General features: G+C 56.6%; 17 protein-coding genes and 1 pseudogene. 5 read left to right on the forward strand and 13 right to left on the reverse strand.

Going from position 1 to position 16,459, the window contains the following annotated elements:
* The first annotated feature begins 122 nt into the window (after nucleotides 1–122).
* Nucleotides 123–625, forward strand: a pseudogene (gene amrA, locus VEB01_RS02205) (AmmeMemoRadiSam system protein A).
* 131 nt (nucleotides 626–756) lie between these two features.
* On the opposite strand, the gene VEB01_RS02210 reads toward amrA, so the two are convergent.
* Nucleotides 757–2,055: a hypothetical protein gene (locus tag VEB01_RS02210; protein ID WP_324872471.1), complete on the reverse strand. Its 1,299-nt coding sequence runs from the start codon at nucleotides 2,053–2,055 to the stop codon at nucleotides 757–759.
* 344 nt (nucleotides 2,056–2,399) lie between these two features.
* Here VEB01_RS02210 and VEB01_RS02215 point away from each other — a divergent pair, with 344 nt between their 5' ends.
* The 3 genes from VEB01_RS02215 to VEB01_RS02225 all read left to right on the forward strand — a co-directional run bounded on the left by VEB01_RS02215 (nucleotide 2,400) and on the right by VEB01_RS02225 (nucleotide 4,487).
* Nucleotides 2,400–2,882, forward strand: coding sequence for a hypothetical protein (locus VEB01_RS02215; protein WP_324872472.1), 483 nt, complete (start codon nucleotides 2,400–2,402; stop codon nucleotides 2,880–2,882).
* A 129-nt stretch (nucleotides 2,883–3,011) separates the two neighbouring features.
* Nucleotides 3,012–3,290: a hypothetical protein gene (locus VEB01_RS02220; RefSeq protein WP_324872473.1), complete on the forward strand. Its 279-nt coding sequence runs from the start codon at nucleotides 3,012–3,014 to the stop codon at nucleotides 3,288–3,290.
* A gap of 297 nt (nucleotides 3,291–3,587) precedes the next feature.
* Nucleotides 3,588–4,487 (forward strand): GGDEF domain-containing protein, encoded by a 900-nt coding sequence (locus tag VEB01_RS02225; RefSeq protein ID WP_324872474.1) that lies wholly within the window; start codon nucleotides 3,588–3,590, stop codon nucleotides 4,485–4,487.
* A 42-nt stretch (nucleotides 4,488–4,529) separates the two neighbouring features.
* On the opposite strand, the gene rluB is transcribed toward VEB01_RS02225, so the two are convergent.
* From rluB to VEB01_RS02265, 8 genes are all read right to left on the reverse strand, one after another.
* The gene (rluB, locus tag VEB01_RS02230; protein ID WP_324872475.1) at nucleotides 4,530–5,363 is read right to left on the reverse strand and encodes a 23S rRNA pseudouridine(2605) synthase RluB; all 834 of its coding nucleotides are present in this window, start codon (nucleotides 5,361–5,363) and stop codon (nucleotides 4,530–4,532) included.
* A 16-nt stretch (nucleotides 5,364–5,379) separates the two neighbouring features.
* Nucleotides 5,380–5,964: an SMC-Scp complex subunit ScpB gene (scpB, locus tag VEB01_RS02235; protein ID WP_324872476.1), complete on the reverse strand. Its 585-nt coding sequence runs from the start codon at nucleotides 5,962–5,964 to the stop codon at nucleotides 5,380–5,382.
* A gap of 1 nt (nucleotide 5,965) precedes the next feature.
* Nucleotides 5,966–6,856, reverse strand: coding sequence for a segregation and condensation protein A (locus VEB01_RS02240; protein ID WP_324872477.1), 891 nt, complete (start codon nucleotides 6,854–6,856; stop codon nucleotides 5,966–5,968).
* The gene (locus VEB01_RS02245; protein WP_324872478.1) at nucleotides 6,857–7,504 is read right to left on the reverse strand and encodes a site-2 protease family protein; all 648 of its coding nucleotides are present in this window, start codon (nucleotides 7,502–7,504) and stop codon (nucleotides 6,857–6,859) included.
* A gap of 29 nt (nucleotides 7,505–7,533) precedes the next feature.
* Nucleotides 7,534–8,154: an L-threonylcarbamoyladenylate synthase gene (locus VEB01_RS02250; protein WP_324872479.1), complete on the reverse strand. Its 621-nt coding sequence runs from the start codon at nucleotides 8,152–8,154 to the stop codon at nucleotides 7,534–7,536.
* 84 nt (nucleotides 8,155–8,238) lie between these two features.
* Nucleotides 8,239–8,937 (reverse strand): tRNA (adenosine(37)-N6)-threonylcarbamoyltransferase complex dimerization subunit type 1 TsaB, encoded by a 699-nt coding sequence (gene tsaB / locus VEB01_RS02255; protein WP_324872480.1) that lies wholly within the window; start codon nucleotides 8,935–8,937, stop codon nucleotides 8,239–8,241.
* Nucleotides 8,934–10,778 (reverse strand): DNA repair helicase YoaA, encoded by a 1,845-nt coding sequence (locus VEB01_RS02260; RefSeq protein WP_324872481.1) that lies wholly within the window; start codon nucleotides 10,776–10,778, stop codon nucleotides 8,934–8,936. Before VEB01_RS02260 ends, tsaB begins: the two co-directional genes overlap by 4 nt.
* 88 nt (nucleotides 10,779–10,866) lie before the next feature.
* Complete coding sequence (locus VEB01_RS02265; protein ID WP_324872482.1) at nucleotides 10,867–11,397, reverse strand: tetratricopeptide repeat protein; 531 nt, start codon at nucleotides 11,395–11,397, stop codon at nucleotides 10,867–10,869.
* 273 nt (nucleotides 11,398–11,670) lie between these two features.
* Here VEB01_RS02265 and VEB01_RS02270 point away from each other — a divergent pair, with 273 nt between their 5' ends.
* Nucleotides 11,671–12,909, forward strand: coding sequence for a DUF1015 domain-containing protein (locus VEB01_RS02270; RefSeq protein WP_324872483.1), 1,239 nt, complete (start codon nucleotides 11,671–11,673; stop codon nucleotides 12,907–12,909).
* A 94-nt stretch (nucleotides 12,910–13,003) separates the two neighbouring features.
* Here VEB01_RS02270 and VEB01_RS02275 read toward each other — a convergent pair whose 3' ends face one another.
* The 4 genes from VEB01_RS02275 to sdhA form a co-directional block, all read right to left on the reverse strand.
* Nucleotides 13,004–13,423, reverse strand: a complete 420-nt coding sequence (locus VEB01_RS02275) for a protein YgfX (protein WP_324872484.1) — start codon at nucleotides 13,421–13,423, stop codon at nucleotides 13,004–13,006.
* Complete coding sequence (locus VEB01_RS02280; RefSeq protein WP_324872485.1) at nucleotides 13,383–13,628, reverse strand: FAD assembly factor SdhE; 246 nt, start codon at nucleotides 13,626–13,628, stop codon at nucleotides 13,383–13,385. The genes VEB01_RS02275 and VEB01_RS02280 overlap by 41 nt, the downstream gene beginning before the upstream one ends.
* A 130-nt stretch (nucleotides 13,629–13,758) precedes the next feature.
* Nucleotides 13,759–14,541, reverse strand: coding sequence for a succinate dehydrogenase iron-sulfur subunit (locus VEB01_RS02285; RefSeq protein WP_324872486.1), 783 nt, complete (start codon nucleotides 14,539–14,541; stop codon nucleotides 13,759–13,761).
* Between the two features lie 130 nt (nucleotides 14,542–14,671).
* Nucleotides 14,672–16,459, reverse strand: a complete 1,788-nt coding sequence (sdhA, locus tag VEB01_RS02290; RefSeq protein ID WP_324872487.1) for a succinate dehydrogenase flavoprotein subunit — start codon at nucleotides 16,457–16,459, stop codon at nucleotides 14,672–14,674.

Here is a 16,459-nt window from a genome sequence, read left to right on the forward strand (position 1 = left end):
TCAAATCTAAAGACACCCAGAAATTAAGCAAGATTTATGCTACGTATTAATGGGACAGGACACTAGTCTCAGCGCAACGCCGGTTTCTGCTCGCGCTTGCAAAACAGTCGATCGAGTACGGCTTGATCCATGGACGACCGATTCCTGTTGAACTAAAAGCCCTAGCTCCCGAACTCATCACCAAAAGAGCCATGTTCGTAACACTTGAAATACGGGGCGCACTGCGCGGCTGCATCGGCACACTCGAAGCCGTTCGTCCTTTAGCCGAGGATATCACTCACAACGCCTATGCCGCGGCATCTAGAGATCTTCGATTCCCGCCCGTCAACAAGAGGGAGTCGATCGGATTGATATCCACCTTTCGTTGCTGACACCAGCGGAGCCGCTGTCGTTCACGTCAGAGGACGATTGGTTACGGCAACTGATGCCGATCGAGGACGGATTGATCTTGGAAGAGGGGCTTCGGCGCGGGACTTTTCTGCCGGCGGTTTGGGAATCGCCACCTAATCCTAAGGCATTTCTCCAGCAGCTGAAACTGAAGGCCGATCTCCCCGGAGATTACCGGTCCGAGTCGCTCAAAATCTATCGCTATCGCACGGAAGCGATCGATCGGCGTACAGGATAGGAAGACCGCCGATTACCGAATCGCTCCGCCTGATGCGGGTACAGTATATGCCTAGCAAGCACACCCCTGATACCGTTTATGTGTTTTGCAGCACGAAGGGATTTTCAGCATTCAGGACAAGAAGACAGATATTAATAGCCTTCTTTTTCAATAAGATAGCGCTGCACCGCCGATTCGTACACTTCGGTCGAAATTTTCGGCCCGTACACCACCGTCTGGCAGTGTTCCTCGACTATGATGCTCAGCAACCGAAAGGCGTTCCGCGGCGTCAGCTGACGCACGATGAATTGGGCTTTGCTTTCCCCCGCATCCTCGAAGATGTCCGCCAGCTTGATTGGCGAACTTCCGGGTTTGCGGGAAACGTTCATGCGCTTCTCGATAAGCCGTATCATGTTGTCGGCGGACCAATTGATAGACGAAATAGTCTTGATCCGATCGCTCCGATAATACTTCTTGAGATCGTGCAATTCGTACGGCAGGAACAGAATGATGCCCAGGTGATCGATCTGGAATAGCTGATCGTCAAGAATGGGCGTCACTAACTCACGCATCTTTTCCGGATCGCCTTTGATACTGGTGGGTTCGTCCACCCGATCGACTAACAGATAAACACCGGACAGCCCGAAGTATCTCACCAATTCCATGTAGCTCTTGAGCAAAGTGAATCGGTTCTCCGTCATCCTTGGGATACCGTGGAATTCGAACAGACCGGGTCCGATTTCCTGGATGATTTTAAACATATTCTCTACCGAAACCGGCACGCCGCGGATATTTCGATAAATCTCCCCGGCCAAAAGCTTCGCCTGTTTATTCGAGAAGAAACTGTTCCGCTTCTTGTAACCGGCAATGCCGATAAGCTTTCGAAGTGCGGTGATCTTGCTCGAAAGATCGTTCGGGGAGAAGTAAAGAGCCGTAAGCAGTATGAATTTCTCCGCGAACTCCCGGTTGTCTTTAAGCATATCCTCCTTTTGGGCTTCGGTAATATTGTGGTATAGCTCCTCGATGCCCAATTTGAGAATGTAATCCAGATGATCGTCCAGAGTGATTTTGCTCTCCCGGATGAGAACTTCTTCCTTTCTTCTCCGGAACATCTTCGCCAAACCAGGCTTTCTCGGAGAATACTCGGCCGGAAGCTTCCTCACCTTGGTGACTTCACTGAGTAGCTCGTTGAATTCCACGTACTTGACCACCAGCACCTTATCCTGATACTGGCTAAGATAGCGCTCGGTGTCGATCCGCATGGAGGATTTTCCGGCTCCGCGGATCGCGAAAATAACGTATGGGCTGGGCTTATCCAGATGCAGCAACGCCGACCGCAACGACGTGTTTTCCACCATGGCCGCCTGCAGATAAGGATCGCGGTCTGCGTCGAAGATTACGAAGGGGTGATGCTCAAACTGCCATACATGCAGCCATTCTTTAATTTCCATCAGGCTCTCGATGAGGTCTTATTCGTCGGATTCTGTCGGATAGTTCGCTATAGTCCCAATGCAAGCCGCGAAACTAGGACGAGACTCAGAGTCCTATAATCCCGGGCTAACCGCACCCTGTGGCTGCCGAACTATAGCACAGTTCACGTCGATTCTAGCCGGCTCATCTACCCAGGCGGGTGCTTTATAATCGTGCTTTCGACAAGCTGGGAGTTAAGCCCGCATGGAGGCAGCGACAACTCGAACCATTTCCTGCCCGACAGCATGCGCCACTACCAGCGCTTGAACGGCACGTGAAACGAAGCTACCCTTGCGCAAGTTTTAAGTCCGGCCATCAATAAAACATGAGTGACGTAACAGATAAACCGAACTCAGGCTTAGAAAATTCTGAAGCCGATATGCAACTCAAGCCCAGTTGGAAACCGTTGCTCTGGTTCGGATTCGGCCTGATCACAGTGATCGCCACGGCGGAGTTGATACTGGAATTCTCACTCGAAATCCTCGAATTGATCGGAGAAGTCATTTTTTACTTAATCGAGGGCAGTGAGGAACTCCTCATCGAAGACAAATTAGAGGATTGGTTCGATCTTTCGCCACGCCACGCAGAACTTATTACTGCCTGGACGGTGACCCCGCTCAAGATCTTGCTTGCTTTCGTCACTCTGAAGTGGCTCTGGCGATATAGCCGAACGAGGCTTATTCCAGCCTTAATGCGCTGGATGAAAAAACAACTAAAGATCTTGAGCCTGTCTTGGTCAGCCCTATGGTGGCCTTGGAAAGGGGTGGTTGTGAGCATGTTAATAGGAGGACTATTTGTCTTAATTTAGAGCGATCCTGCGGAGCGAATCGAGCACATCGCAAATCCAACATTCCAGTTGGGATTATAAGTAAAGAAAAAAGCCAGGATTCGAGCTAATTGAACATGTTCTTAGTAGTGAGCGATTCAGAGATTTGTTATGTCCGATAATTTACAACCAATCACAGTTTTGGCTAACCGGAGCGAGCTGGGCGAACAAGAGCCATCTGCTTTCTTCCTGGGTGACCGGCGCATAGAAGTCGTAGAAGTCATAGACCGCTGGCTCGCCTCGGATTATGGATATTTCAAGCTGCTTACCACGGACGGCATTTATATTCTCCGCCATGACAGTGATCAGGACCGCTGGGCACTGACTCTTTACAAACAGTCGGAATTCTTACCCGTATTGGACGTTGGCAAAAAACCGAGGATTCACTAACTTTCCTTCCGAGCCATAAGCTATTGCTTGCATCGGGATCAAAATACGTGCACCGATATTTCAACCGCCGAATGCTCTCTGCGCGCAGCTTCGCCGCTTCTCGATAAATATTTGACGCTGGGCTGTGACGCCGGCAAAGCTTATCCGCCGTCGGTAGTCAAATTTCCGACAGGCATAAGCTTTATCCGAGAAAGAAACTTCTAACTAATTGATTCCTAGACAGCACGAGCGCTGGCATAAATATCGCTTCAGAAGAGACATGAGCCATTAGACACCCTTTCAGCGAGAAGGCGCGCGATGAAGAATAAAGCGGGAAATCTGGCCGTACTGTCGAGCCACAAGATCGAGAAAAAAACCGCTCTGGGCGATCATCAGTCCTACCATGAAATGCTCCTGGCCCTTCAGACTACTCTGGATATCGAGCAGCTGCTCGGCTTGTTTAGCGAGCACTTCAAAACCATCGTCCCCCATTCCGGATTCGGCTTTCGTAACGAAAAGCTCGGAATCGAGCTGTCGATGGGCAAGAAGGGACGGCACGCCTGCATTTACAATCTGGAACTTGAAAACGAGCCGCTCGGCGAATGGCGGATGAGCCGAGACCAGCGCTTTAGCGAACTGGACTTGGTCCGCATAGAAGCTCTACTCTGCCGACTCCTTTATCCCCTGCGCAACGGGCTTAGATACCGCGAAGCACTCTGTTACGCCCACACGGATCAGTTGACGCAGACAGGGAATCGAGCCGCACTGCTCAATGCTTTGCAGCGGGAGCTTGAACTGGCGCGCCGCTACGGCACTCCGCTTTCGATTATTCTTTTCGATATCGACCACTTCAAGTCGATCAACGATAGCTTCGGGCACGACGCCGGCGATGCCGTGTTGCGCTCCGTAGCCCGGTCCATCAAAGATACGGTGCGTGGGAGCGATATTCTGTTCCGCTATGGCGGTGAAGAATTCGTTATTTTGCTGTCCAATACACCCAAGGACGGCGCGGTGAATCTCGCCGAGCGTATTCGTAGCACGGTAGAGACATTATCCTGCGGAATAGGCGATATGACCTTGCGCGTCACCCTGAGCTTGGGAGTCGCGACGCTGATTCCCGCAGAAACTCATTTGGACTTGCTCCGCCGCGCCGACCAAGTGATGTATACGGCAAAGCGCGGCGGACGCAATCAGGTTGCAGTCGCAAGCGAGGAGTAGCACCGACGGCGATCACACGACGGCCAGCGGTTTTACAAAACCTTATTTTCTTCGATTTCGGGTGCCTTTGTCGCTTGCACGCCGACGCGGAGCGTGCTGATCCGTAACCGGCTTTTCTATCTCCAATCCCACGGAACGCATCAACTCGGCGACTTCTTCGCCGGGAAGCTCGTAAGACGCGCCTGCTTTCAACCGGGGCGGCAGGGCGATTCCTGCAAACCGCGTCCGGATCAATCGGCTTACCGTGATCCCCTGAGATTCCCAAAGTCTCCGAACGATACGGTTGCGCCCCTCCCTCAAGGTGACATGAAACCATCGGTTAGCGCCCTCGCCACCCGCAGGTTCGATGGTCTCGAATCGGGCCGGTCCGTCTTCCAGGGCGATGCCGTTCGACAGCCGGGTCAACATCTCATTGTTAATCGGTCCAAGAACCCGAACCGCGTATTCCCGTTCGATCTCCCGCGATGGGTGCATGAGACGATTGGCCAGTTCGCCGTTGTTGGTGACCAACAGTAGGCCTTGCGTATTGAGGTCGAGACGTCCGACGGCGATCCAGCGCCCGATCGATGGTTTAGGCAACTGGGTAAAGATCACCGGACGCCCCTCCGGATCGCGGCGGCTGACTACCTCCCCGATCGGCTTATGGTAAACGAGCACACGCGTCGGCGCTCCGGTTCTTTTGTCGATATCGAGAGAACGTCCGTTGACGGTGAGATGGTCGCCTTTCCGATAACGGTCTCCCAGTTTGGCTGGCTTGCCGTTTATCGATATCCGGCCGACCCTGATCCATTCTTCGATTTCCCGGCGCGAACCCACCCCGACTTGAGCGAGAACTTTCTGAATCCGCTCGCCGGCGTCGTCCGACGAGACGCTCATGTCCGGCGCTGTAGTCTTATTCGATCGATTCGGTATTCGCATGTTCGGTCACTAGATTATCTTGCGGCGCCGCTTGCAGCGCCAAGTCGTCTATAAATTCCTGGAGCGGCGGCAGTTCGCCAAGGCTTTTCAGGCTAAAGTAATCCAAGAACTGCTTGGTCGTGGCGAGCAGCGCCGGACGCCCCGGGACTTCTTTGTGTCCCACCACCTGTATCCATCCCCGTTCCTGAAGCGTTCGAACAATGCCCGTACTGACGGCGACACCTCGAATATCCTCGATTTCACCGCGCGTAACCGGCTGACGGTAAGCAATGATGGCGAGGGTCTCCAAAAATGCGCGTGAATAACGGCCGGGCCGCTCCTCGAACAGCCGCGAAATCCAAGGGGAAAAGGACTCCCGCACCTGGAGCCGGTATCCGCTAGCCACCTGCTTCAATTCGACGGACCGGCTACGGCAATCTTCGGCCAATTCCGCCAAGGCGGCTTGCAGCTCCGCCGGCTCGGGCCGCTCACCCTCCGCAAACAGATTTTCCAGCTCGGCGATGGATAAAGGTCTGGCGGCGGACAACAGCGCCGCCTCGATGATAGTTTTTAGTTCCACGTCAATCGACACCGGAAGCCATTAGGGGCCTTACTTGCAATTCGCCCAGCGGTTCGTCCTGAATAATCTCGATCAAGCGTTCCTTGCATAGCTCGAGGATCGCCAGCAACGATACAACGGCGCCATGCCGCCCTTCCCTGCGTTCGAACAGGCTGGGGAACGGAATCAGTGATTGGGTCTGCAGTCGAGCCAGTATACCCGACATGCGTTCGCGCACCGACAACGGCTCGCGCCGGATTTGATGGTGCGTCAGCCGTTCGGCACGCCGCAGCACGTCTTGGAAAGCGATGAGAACATCTTTCAAGTCAACTTCGGGATAAATCTTCTTGACCTTGATGGCGCTGGTGTCCACCGATGTTTCGAACACGTCGCGCTCACATCGGGGCAAGGCATCGAGTTGTTGGGCGGCGTGCTTGTAGCGTTCGTACTCCTGAAGACGGCGTATCAACTCGGCACGCGGATCGTCCTCTTCCTGCTCGGGACCCGCCGGTCGCGGCAGCAGCATGCGCGATTTGATCTCGGCAAGGATCGCCGCCATCAGCAAATATTCGGCGGCAAGCTCGATACGTAGCTCGCTCATCATCTCGATGTAAGCGATGTACTGGCGCGTAATATCGGCGATGGGAATGTCCACCACGGACAGGTTTTGCCGGCGTATCAAATAGAGCAGAAGATCGAGCGGACCTTCAAAAGTTTCCAGGAATACTTCCAGCGCATCGGGGGGAATATAAAGGTCTTCCGGCAACTCGGTGAACGGCGCGCCATTGACGAGAGCCACCGGCGCGACGGCTGCCGCTCCCTCGTCTATAAGTTGTGAATCGACCTGCTGCGCTTCTCGGTCCGAACTCGATCCGCTCGCGACGGTTTTTTCACAAGCTCCTAGTTCATCCATCTACAGACCGGCGAAACCGAAAAGCAGCCGCTGCATGAGATGAATAGGAAAACCCAAAATCATGGACAACCCTCCGGTAGCGATCAGTGCCAACAGGATAAAGAAACCGTAGGGCTCGATTTGGCTGAATTTCATGGCGAGCTTGGGCGGCAGAAAACTTGCCGCAATGCGCCCTCCGTCGAGAGGCGGAATCGGGAGCAAGTTCAAAAGCATCAAAACGATATTAATCACAATGCCGGCGATGCCCATGAGTCCCAAAGGCACCGACACATAATCGAAGTCCACGGCACTGGACAAGCGGGCAATTAACGCCCAGGCGATTGCCATCAAAAAATTCGCGGCGGGCCCGGCTACAGCGACCAGAGCCATATCCCGCTTCGGGCGGCGCAACTTGCCGAAGTCCACCGGCACGGGCTTGGCCCAGCCAAAGATAAATCCGCCCAGCGCCAGCAGCACTCCGGGGACCAGCAAGGTACCCACGGGATCGACGTGATGCAGCGGATTCAAGGAAAGCCGGCCAAGCCGGGCCGCCGTGTTGTCGCCGAGCATCTTGGCAACCCAGCCGTGGGCCACCTCATGCAAGGTAATAGCGAACAGGACCGGCAGAATCCAAATGGCAAAGCGTTGAGCAAAAGTAAGTTCTTCCATTGGTGCAATCTTTGAAGGAATGAACAGGATTATTGCAGTGAACTGACGACGCCCGATCCCTGCCGGACGATTTCCGGCGTATCTTCGATAAAGCCGATGATGGTGGTCGGCGCATAAGCGACATTTCCCGCATCGATGATCAAATCGACTTCTTTCTCGAGGCGGTCGCGAATATCTTCGGGATCGGTCATGGCGTCATTGTCGCCGGGCAGAATCAGGGTCGAACTGAACAAGGGCTCGTTCAACTCCGCCACCAGCGCCAGCGTAATCGGATTATCCGGCAAGCGGATGCCGATGGTTTTGCGCTTCGAATGTTGCAGGCGGCGCGGCGTCTCGCGGGTCGCTTTGAGAATGAAGGTAAACGGCCCCGGCGTCAGCGATTTGATCAGCCGGAACGCTTCGTTGTTGATTTTCGCAAAAGTCGATATCTGCGACAGATCCCTGCATACCAAGGTAAAGTTGTGATCTTCTCCCAACTGGCGAATTCGCCGGATGCGGTCCAGCCCGGTCTTGTTATCCATCTGGCAGCCTAACGCGTAAGACGAATCGGTCGGATAAACGATCACGCCCCCTTCGCGAATGATCTCGACACTCCGGCGTATGAGTCGCTGCTGCGGGTTATCCGGGTGAATCTGAAAATACTGAGCCATCCAGATAGTTTACTATAGAGGGGCTCACCTCAGGGACTTTTCCCTTGCGTTGCTTCAGCGTTTTGAACATGGCGGCACGGGCGGTCAACTGGGCCCCGTTCGGGGACCCGGCTTTTTTGCGACGTTGTCGCGCAAATAGACCGGCAGCGCCTGCTCCGGCTCCACGGACAAACCTTTGAGGAATGCATCAGCCCCGAGACGCGCGACCATCGACGCGCGCGGGAAACGGTCAGGCATGATCCTTCTCACATTGCTGCCTAAGCGCTCCTGGAGAACCGAGCCATAGGTTCCCCATCCACTGCCGATACCGACGCCCTCGGCATAATCGGAGAATGAAACCCGATCGGCCGGCAGTACCGATTCCTCGCCAATAAGCTCGGCTAGCCCGGCTTCTCCCCTACGGTAGACACCCCAATAGACTTCGCCCATACGGGCATCGATACAAGGAAACGCGACCGTTTCTCCACTCTCGAAGAAAACATCCTGAGCCAGGGCTGCCAGCGTCGAAACCGGAACCACCGGCAGATCGGCGCCGAAAGAGATGCCTTGAGCCACGCCGGCCGCAATGCGGACGCCGGTAAACGAACCGGGACCCCGTCCGAACGCGAGGGCATCGACTTGCGCAATCCGGATTCCCGCCTCCGCCAGCAAGGACTCGATCATGGGCAAAATCAGCCGGTTATGCTGCTGCGGCGCCACTTCGTAACGTTCGATCACGGTTTCGTCGACCAGCAAGGCGGCCGAACAGGCTTCCGTAGCGGTTTCGATAGCCAAAATCCTCATACCGCAATCTCTTTTTCAATCTCGCTGGAGAAAAACCGCTGCACGTCGGAGAGCGAACGCATCCGCGGCATATTCGGCAGGCTGTTGAGAAATACCTTCCCGTAGGAGCGGGACAGAATCCGCGGATCGCACAGCATGAGCACGCCGCGGTCCTCCTGATCCCGAATCAACCGCCCCACACCCTGCTTGAGCGCGATGGTTGCGGCCGGAAGCTGGTAGGTGGCGAACGGGTTCATCCCGTTGCGGCGGAGGGTTTCGAGCCGGGCATTGAGTACCGGGTCGCTCGGCGAAGCGAACGGCAATTTATCGATAATGACGCAGGAAAGCGCCGGCCCCGGCACGTCGACGCCCTCCCAAAAACTCCCGGTCCCCAGCAGGATGCCGTTGCCGGCCTGCTTGAACGCTTCCAAGAGCGCCGCTTTCGGCTGATTGCCCTGAACGAACAGCGGATAATCGAGATGCTGCGCGATCAAAGCCGCGGCCTCCGACAAGGCCTGGTGCGAGGTAAACAGCATGAACGCCCTGCCCCGGCTGGCCTTCAAAACCGGCAGTGCGGCCTGCACCACGGCCTGCGTGAACCCGCCGGCCGCCGGGTCCGGCATCCCCGGAGGCAGAAACAGCAAGCACCGCGTCCGGTAATCGAAGGGGCTTTCCCACGCCCGGCATTCGGCATCGCCTAGACCCAGTTGTCCGACAAAATGATCGAACCGCCCGTTTACCGTGAGCGTCGCCGATGCGAATATCCAGGCCGCTTGACTCCGCTTGCGAAACCGGGCGAATTCGCCGGCTATGGCCAAAGGAGTTCGGTTCAGGGAAAAGCTGTGCTTATATACCTCGAACCAGCGTACGGCTTCGCTGCCTTCGTCTTTGTCGAAGGCATCCAGACGCACGCCCAATTCCGTGCAACGCTTGGAGCACGACTCCAGGCCTTTGCTGCGAACGGCGGCCGCTTTCAGGATTTCTTCGAGATCGTGCAGATGCCGGCGCAACTCGGCCAGTTTTTCGGTTACCGCCGAATCGTCCGCCACCCGGTGCCACGCCTCCCGCCGTGACGGATCGCCCAAAGCCTGCCGCAACTCGGCCGTCAATTGCTCCAGCAACTCCGCCTCTTCGAGCAACTGCGGCATATCTTTCGCGTTTTTAAGCCGCTCGACGAGGATATCGTCCGCCAAACCATGGAGCTGGCGGGAGCTGATGTTCAAACCGAGAAACAGGGCTGCCGATTCGACGAACTGATGAGCCTCGTCCACCACGATCGCTTCGCAATCCGGCAAAAGCTCGCCGAAGCCGTCGTTTTTCAAGGTCCAATCGGCCCACAGGAGATGATGATTGATCACCAAAATGTCGGCATCCTGAGCGCTGCGACGCGCCTTCACCAAAAAACAGTCTTCGTAATGAGGGCATTCCTGGCCCAGACAGTTGTCGCCCGTCGAGGTCACCGAAGACCAGAGCACCGAGGATTCGGGCACATTGGCCACCTCGGCGATATCACCGGTTCGGGTGGTTTTACTCCAGCGGAGAATGGCTTCCAAGGCGACTGCCTCGCGCGAGCCGTAACCCGCCCTGAATCCCAAGGTATTTTCCAGACGGTACGGGCACAGATAGTTGGCTCGCCCTTTCAGCAGCACCGCCTTGAACGGCACCGCCAGCGCTTGCCGAATCAGCGGCAAATCCTTACGGAAAAGCTGATCCTGGAGGGTCTTGGTGGCGGTCGAAACGATGACTTTTTTGCCCGACAGAGCCGCGGGAGCCAAATAGGCCAAAGTCTTGCCCGTGCCGGTACCCGCTTCGGCGATCAAGCAGCTTTTGCCGTCGATCGCTTGCTTAACGGCTTGCGCCATCTCCGCCTGCGCGTGGCGCGGGCGAAACCCAGGCAAACACTTGGCGAAAGGTCCTTCCTCCCCCAAGACCCAAAGTAAGTCCTGCAATTCAGTTCCCGGCTTTCTGCTCGGCTTGCGCCGCGCCGGCCGGATCGCCTTTGGCCCGCCGTGCTTTAGCGATAATGGCCCAGTTCTTTTGGGTCAACGGCTGCCCTCCCCTGGCAAGCTGGTTCGACTTTTTCGCCAGGTCCTCGGCAAGGCCGGGCTGATGCTGCTGAAGCCGAATATCGGCCAATTGATGCCACAGCAGAGGATTGCGCGGCTGAATGCGTATCCCCCGCTCCAAAGCGGAGGCGGCATTGTCCAATTGCCCGCTCTTACGGTTATTTTCCGCTTCGTCCAACAAGGCCAGAATAGCCGGCGAAGCTACGGGCTCGCTTCTGACGGCTGGCCTTGTTCTCGATAACGGAGCCGGGCTCTCTCTGGCGGCAGCCGGAGGACTCGCCGGCATACGCTCGACAGTGGATTCACCCGGCACTTGGCCAGGCTCATAAATCCCGCGCGGCTGATTCGATACGCTAACGCAGGCGGCTTGCAAAAGAAGCCCCGCGACAAAAATAGGACGATAGGCTTTGGTCATGTTGAAATGCAGATTTATATAAGGGGCTGGAAGCAGTTAACAAGATTCGATGTGTTATCCGCCGGACGATAAACAAGCACCCGCTCGGGCTACCCTCGAACGAGGATGGAGAATACAGGACATCGCCTTAAGGCTCCAGTTCGCCCCATCCTCTGCTCTGTTGGACCAACAGCATGATGGAATTGCTGAAACCCGCATGAGTCTGAGCTGAAACAAGGTCTTTGACGCCAACTCCGGTGTTAGAATCCACTCTTCATCCAAGGGAAAACGACCATGCCCCTCATCCGCCCTTTCGCCGCTCTCCGCCCGGCGGCCGGCCGCGCCGCGGACGTCATCGCGCCACCCTACGACGTGCTGGATACCGAGGAAGCCAGAACACTGGCAGCGGGTCGTCCCTGGAGTTTTCTGCACATCTCCAAACCGGAAATCGATTTGCCCCCGAGTATCGATCCACATGCTCCGGAGGTTTATGCCAAAGCCGCGGAAAATCTGAAACGGATGATGGATTGCGGCATCCTGAAGCAGGATGACCGTCCGCTCTACTACGTTTACCGACTCATCATGGGCGATCACAGTCAATTGGGCCTCGTCGCGACGGCCAGCGTAGCCGCCTACAACACCAACCGCATCCGCAAGCACGAGTTTACCCGCCCCGACAAGGAGGACGACCGGGTACGCCAGATCGGCGCACTGAACGCACAGACCGGCCCGGTGCTCTTGGCGTATCCCGATGCTCCCGAGGTTAACCGCTTGCTAGCGGAAACCGCCTGGCAACCGCCCGAAGCCGATGCGTTAGCGGAGTCCGGCGTGCGCCATACTCTCTGGATCATTCGCGACGAACGCGTCATTGCCCGCCTCACCGAGCTTTTCGACTCGATGCCGGCACTCTATATCGCCGACGGACATCACCGTTCCGCCGCGGCTTCACGGGTTGCGGCTTCGCGTCGGCAATCCCATTCCGGCCATACCGGTGACGAAAACTACAACTACTTTCTGTCGGTCATGTTTCCTCACAGCCAGATGCGCATCATGGACTACAACCGGCTGATCAAGGATCTGAACGGCTTGAGCGACGCCGAGTTTCTGCGCCGGGTGTCCGAGCGCTTTGCTATAGATAAAGCCGACAATCCGGTAAAACCGGAAACTCCCGGCGAGTTCGGCTTATACCTGGCCGGACACTGGCACAAGCTGACCATAGGACCGGACTTGATACCCTCGGACCCGGTGGCGCGGCTCGACGTCAGCCTTCTGCAAGACAACCTCATTTCGCCCATCCTGGGTATCGCGGACCCTCGCCGCGACCGCCGCATCGATTTCGTAGGGGGCATCCGGGGATTGGGCGAACTGGAACGCCGCGTCGATTCCGGCGAAATGACCCTAGCGTTTTCGCTGCACCCTACCCGCATGGAAGACTTGATGGCCGTGGCCGATGCGGGTCAGGTCATGCCGCCGAAATCGACCTGGTTCGAGCCCAAATTAGCGGACGGCTTGGCTTCCCACATGCTGGATTGAGCTGAATCGATCAGGCCCTCGCTGCTCTTAGATCCGAGCGCTCCTAGTCCAAGAGCCCTGACGTTTGCCAACCCCTTCATGACAATACTGCCGGCTAGTACCGACAACGAAGGTAAACCCGAAGCATCCGGAAAGACTCGGAATCCACGCTGTCACGGCATACCGTAACGGCACGTTTTTTAGACCCGCTTTTGATGTGCAGAATGACCATCCAGGTAGTAACGACACTGCTGTCCAGCACGGTTCCGGGTTGCATGCCGGAAGGCAGAAAAACTTCACATTCGCCGCCGGGTTTGAGAACCAATTCCTTGACGGCCGGGTTCGACAAATACTCCCGACGGCAAAGGAACAGACTAAAAATAATGACGCCGAGCATCCCCAGCTTCATCCACGCAGGCAGCGGATTGGCCACGGAAGCAAATCCCGCCAGTGCATGAGTGGCCGCAATGGCGAAAGCTAAGCCGCGGGATGGATTAAGCTCGAGTCGTAGAGGCGGAACGGATTTTGAGAACAAGTTCGGCTAATAGTGGATCTATCGGAGTGCCGTCCGCGCAAAGATAACGCCAAAGCCTTTCGTCCGGCTCATCCAGAAGCCGGCTGAAAGCTGATTTTTCCGCTTCGGGTGCTTGGTCGTAGACGCCGTCCAGGTAGCGCTGCAACAGTAAATCTAGTTCCCGCATGCCGCGGCGGCAACGCCACCGGAGCTGGGCATGTTTCATCGGCTCAGAGGGGGTGCAAAAAACGTAGCGAGTGGCCCAAGTTCGCTATGAGAAGCGCAGGCGTACAAGCGGGTACGTTGAGCATCGCAGGAGCGAACTTGGGCCGCGCAGTAGTTTTCCTCACCATCTCTCAGCGCTGCCGCTCGACCAGGAGCTTCTTGATTTCGGCGATGGCCTTGGCGGGATTCAGTTCTTTCGGACACACCGACGTGCAGTTCATGATGGTGTGGCAACGGTACAGTTTGAACGGATCTTCCAAATCGTCCAGCCGCTCGCCGGTGCTCTCGTCCCGGCTGTCCACGATCCAGCGATAGGCCTGCAACAGAACCGCCGGCCCGAGATAGCGCTCGCTGTTCCACCAATAGCTGGGGCAGCCTGTCGAACAGCACGCGCACAATATGCACTCGTAATAGCCAGTCAGCCGGTTTCGCTCCTCCTTGCTCTGGAGACGCTCCCGATCGGCAGGCGGCGGCGTCTGAGTCTGAATCCACGGCCGGATGGAGGCGTATTGGGCGAAAAAGTGGGTTTGATCGGGCACCAGGTCCTTGATTACCGGCTGGTGCGGCAGAGGGTAAATCTTTATCACCTCGCGGCAATCGGTGATCGCCATGGTGCAAGCCAGCGTGTTGTGGCCGTCGATGTTCATGGCGCACGAGCCGCACACGCCCTCGCGGCAGGAGCGTCGGAACGCCAGCGTGCTGTCCATCTCGTTTTTGATCTTGATGATAGCGTCCAGCACCATCGGCCCGCAACGGTCCAGATCGACTTCGAAAACGTCGAGACGCGGATTTTCTCCGGACTCGGGATCGTAGCGGTAAATTTCAAACCGCCTGACATTCGTGGCGCCCTGAGGCGCCGAATACACCTTGCCAGGTTTGACGGCAGAGTTCTTGGGTAGTGAAAAAAGCCCCATGACCTTTACTCAACTCCGGAAATAGAAAAACAGTGAAGCCTATTGGTTAGCCAAGGCTGATCAAGCTGCACCCGTTGCCGATCTGCTTCAACAGCTAAAAATAGGGATTCCTTCGCCCGTGAGTCCCGGACTAGTACACCCTTTTTTGCGGCTGGATAACTTCGACTTCGTCGGTCAGGGTATACATATGGACCGGGCGGTAATCGATCCGAACATCATGATGCTCATCCAGCCAAAGCAGCGAGTGTTTCAGCCAGTTCTCGTCGTCCCGTTCGGGAAAATCCTCACGGGTATGCCCTCCGCGGCTTTCTTCGCGGTTTAGCGCTCCGGCGACGGTAACCATGGCCTGGGCGAGAAGATTTTCGAGTTCCAGCGTTTCGACCAAATCGGTATTCCAAATGAGGGAGCGATCCGAGACATGCACATCCTGAAAAGAGTCCATGACCACTTTCAACTGCTCGATGCCTTCCTGTAGCACCTCGCCCGTCCGGAATACGCCCGCATGGCCCTGCATGCTTTTCTGCATGGCCAGACGGATTTCCGAGGTTTTTCGCGAGCCGTCGGCATAACGCAGCCGGTCGAAGCGAGTCAGCGACCGATCGCAGGCATCGGGTGGCAAGGGTTTATGGAGCCGCTTCGGCTCAGCTAACTCGGCACAGCGCAAAGCTGCCGCGCGCCCGAATACCACCAAATCAAGCAGAGAGTTGGACCCGAGACGATTCGCCCCATGGACGGACACACAGGCTGCTTCGCCGATCGCCATCAAGCCGGGCACCGGCGTCTCGGGGTTTCCGTCCCTCAGGGTGACTACCTCGCACCTGTAGTTGGTGGGAATGCCTCCCATGTTGTAATGAACGGTCGGAATCACCGGGATCGGCGCTTTCGTAACGTCCACACCGGCGAAGATCATGACGGTCTGGCTGATGCCGGGCAGCCTTTCTTCGACCACCGCGGGATCGACCTGTTCCAAATGCAAGTACAGGTGATCCTTATCCGGCCCGACACCCCGTCCAGCATGGATTTCCCGGGTCATGGCGCGGCTCACCACGTCGCGCGAGGCCAAATCCTTGGCATGGGGTGCATAGCGCTCCATGAAGCGCTCGCCTTCGGAATTGGTGAGATAACCGCCCTCGCCTCTTACGCCTTCGGTGACCAGGCAACCGGCGCCGTAGATTCCGGTGGGATGAAACTGAACGAATTCCATGTCCTGAAGCGGCAATCCGGCGCGCAGAACCATGGCGTTTCCGTCTCCGGTAGTGGTGTGCGAGGACGTGCAGGAGAAATAACAGCGCCCGTAGCCACCTGTTGCCAGAATCGTCGTGTGGGCACGGAAGAGGTGCAGCGTTCCGTCCTCCAAACGCCAAGCCAGCACCCCGCGACATTCGCCTTCGTCCATGATGAGGTCCAGGGTGATGTACTCGATGAAGAACTCCACCTCGTGCTTGAGCGACTGTTGGTAGAGCGTGTGGAGGATGGCGTGGCCGGTAAAATCGGCCGCCGCGCAGGTGCGCTGGGCGGAGCCTTCACCGAAATGGGTGGTCATGCCGCCGAAGGCGCGCTGATAAATCTTACCGTTCTCGGTACGGGAAAAAGGGACTCCGTAATGCTCCAATTCGATGACGGCGGGAATCGCCTCGCGGCACATGTATTCGATGGCGTCCTGGTCGCCCAGCCAGTCGGAGCCCTTTACCGTATCGTACATGTGCCAGCGCCAATCGTCCTCGCCCATGTTGCCCAAAGCCGCGCTGATGCCGCCCTGAGCCGCAACGGTATGGCTGCGTGTCGGAAAGACCTTGGTAAGACAAGCCGTTTTCAGGCCTTTTTCGCCCAGCCCCAGTGCCGCGCGCAAACCCGCGCCACCGGCTCCCACGACTACCGCGTCGTAAGTGTGGCGAATAATCTCGTAGGCCTTAGTCAT

The organism is Methylocaldum sp., from assembly GCF_035627495.1.
Taxonomy (GTDB): domain Bacteria; phylum Pseudomonadota; class Gammaproteobacteria; order Methylococcales; family Methylococcaceae; genus Methylocaldum.

What these genes read in the sequence shown, in the direction of transcription:
- VEB01_RS02210 (WP_324872471.1), bottom strand. Translation starts at nt 2,055, where the DNA reads ATGGAAATTAAAGAATGGCTGCATGTATGGCAGTTTGAGCATCACCCC.
- VEB01_RS02215 (WP_324872472.1), top strand. Translation starts at nt 2,400, where the DNA reads ATGAGTGACGTAACAGATAAACCGAACTCAGGCTTAGAAAATTCTGAA.
- VEB01_RS02220 (WP_324872473.1), top strand. Translation starts at nt 3,012, where the DNA reads ATGTCCGATAATTTACAACCAATCACAGTTTTGGCTAACCGGAGCGAG.
- VEB01_RS02225 (WP_324872474.1), top strand. Translation starts at nt 3,588, where the DNA reads ATGAAGAATAAAGCGGGAAATCTGGCCGTACTGTCGAGCCACAAGATC.
- rluB (WP_324872475.1), bottom strand. Translation starts at nt 5,363, where the DNA reads ATGAGCGTCTCGTCGGACGACGCCGGCGAGCGGATTCAGAAAGTTCTC.
- VEB01_RS02240 (WP_324872477.1), bottom strand. Translation starts at nt 6,856, where the DNA reads ATGGATGAACTAGGAGCTTGTGAAAAAACCGTCGCGAGCGGATCGAGT.
- VEB01_RS02245 (WP_324872478.1), bottom strand. Translation starts at nt 7,504, where the DNA reads ATGGAAGAACTTACTTTTGCTCAACGCTTTGCCATTTGGATTCTGCCG.
- VEB01_RS02250 (WP_324872479.1), bottom strand. Translation starts at nt 8,154, where the DNA reads ATGGCTCAGTATTTTCAGATTCACCCGGATAACCCGCAGCAGCGACTC.
- tsaB (WP_324872480.1), bottom strand. Translation starts at nt 8,937, where the DNA reads ATGAGGATTTTGGCTATCGAAACCGCTACGGAAGCCTGTTCGGCCGCC.
- VEB01_RS02260 (WP_324872481.1), bottom strand. Translation starts at nt 10,778, where the DNA reads ATGGCGCAAGCCGTTAAGCAAGCGATCGACGGCAAAAGCTGCTTGATC.
- VEB01_RS02265 (WP_324872482.1), bottom strand. Translation starts at nt 11,397, where the DNA reads ATGACCAAAGCCTATCGTCCTATTTTTGTCGCGGGGCTTCTTTTGCAA.
- VEB01_RS02270 (WP_324872483.1), top strand. Translation starts at nt 11,671, where the DNA reads ATGCCCCTCATCCGCCCTTTCGCCGCTCTCCGCCCGGCGGCCGGCCGC.
- VEB01_RS02280 (WP_324872485.1), bottom strand. Translation starts at nt 13,628, where the DNA reads ATGAAACATGCCCAGCTCCGGTGGCGTTGCCGCCGCGGCATGCGGGAA.
- VEB01_RS02285 (WP_324872486.1), bottom strand. Translation starts at nt 14,541, where the DNA reads ATGGGGCTTTTTTCACTACCCAAGAACTCTGCCGTCAAACCTGGCAAG.
- sdhA (WP_324872487.1), bottom strand. Translation starts at nt 16,459, where the DNA reads ATGACTAAGGCCTACGAGATTATTCGCCACACTTACGACGCGGTAGTC.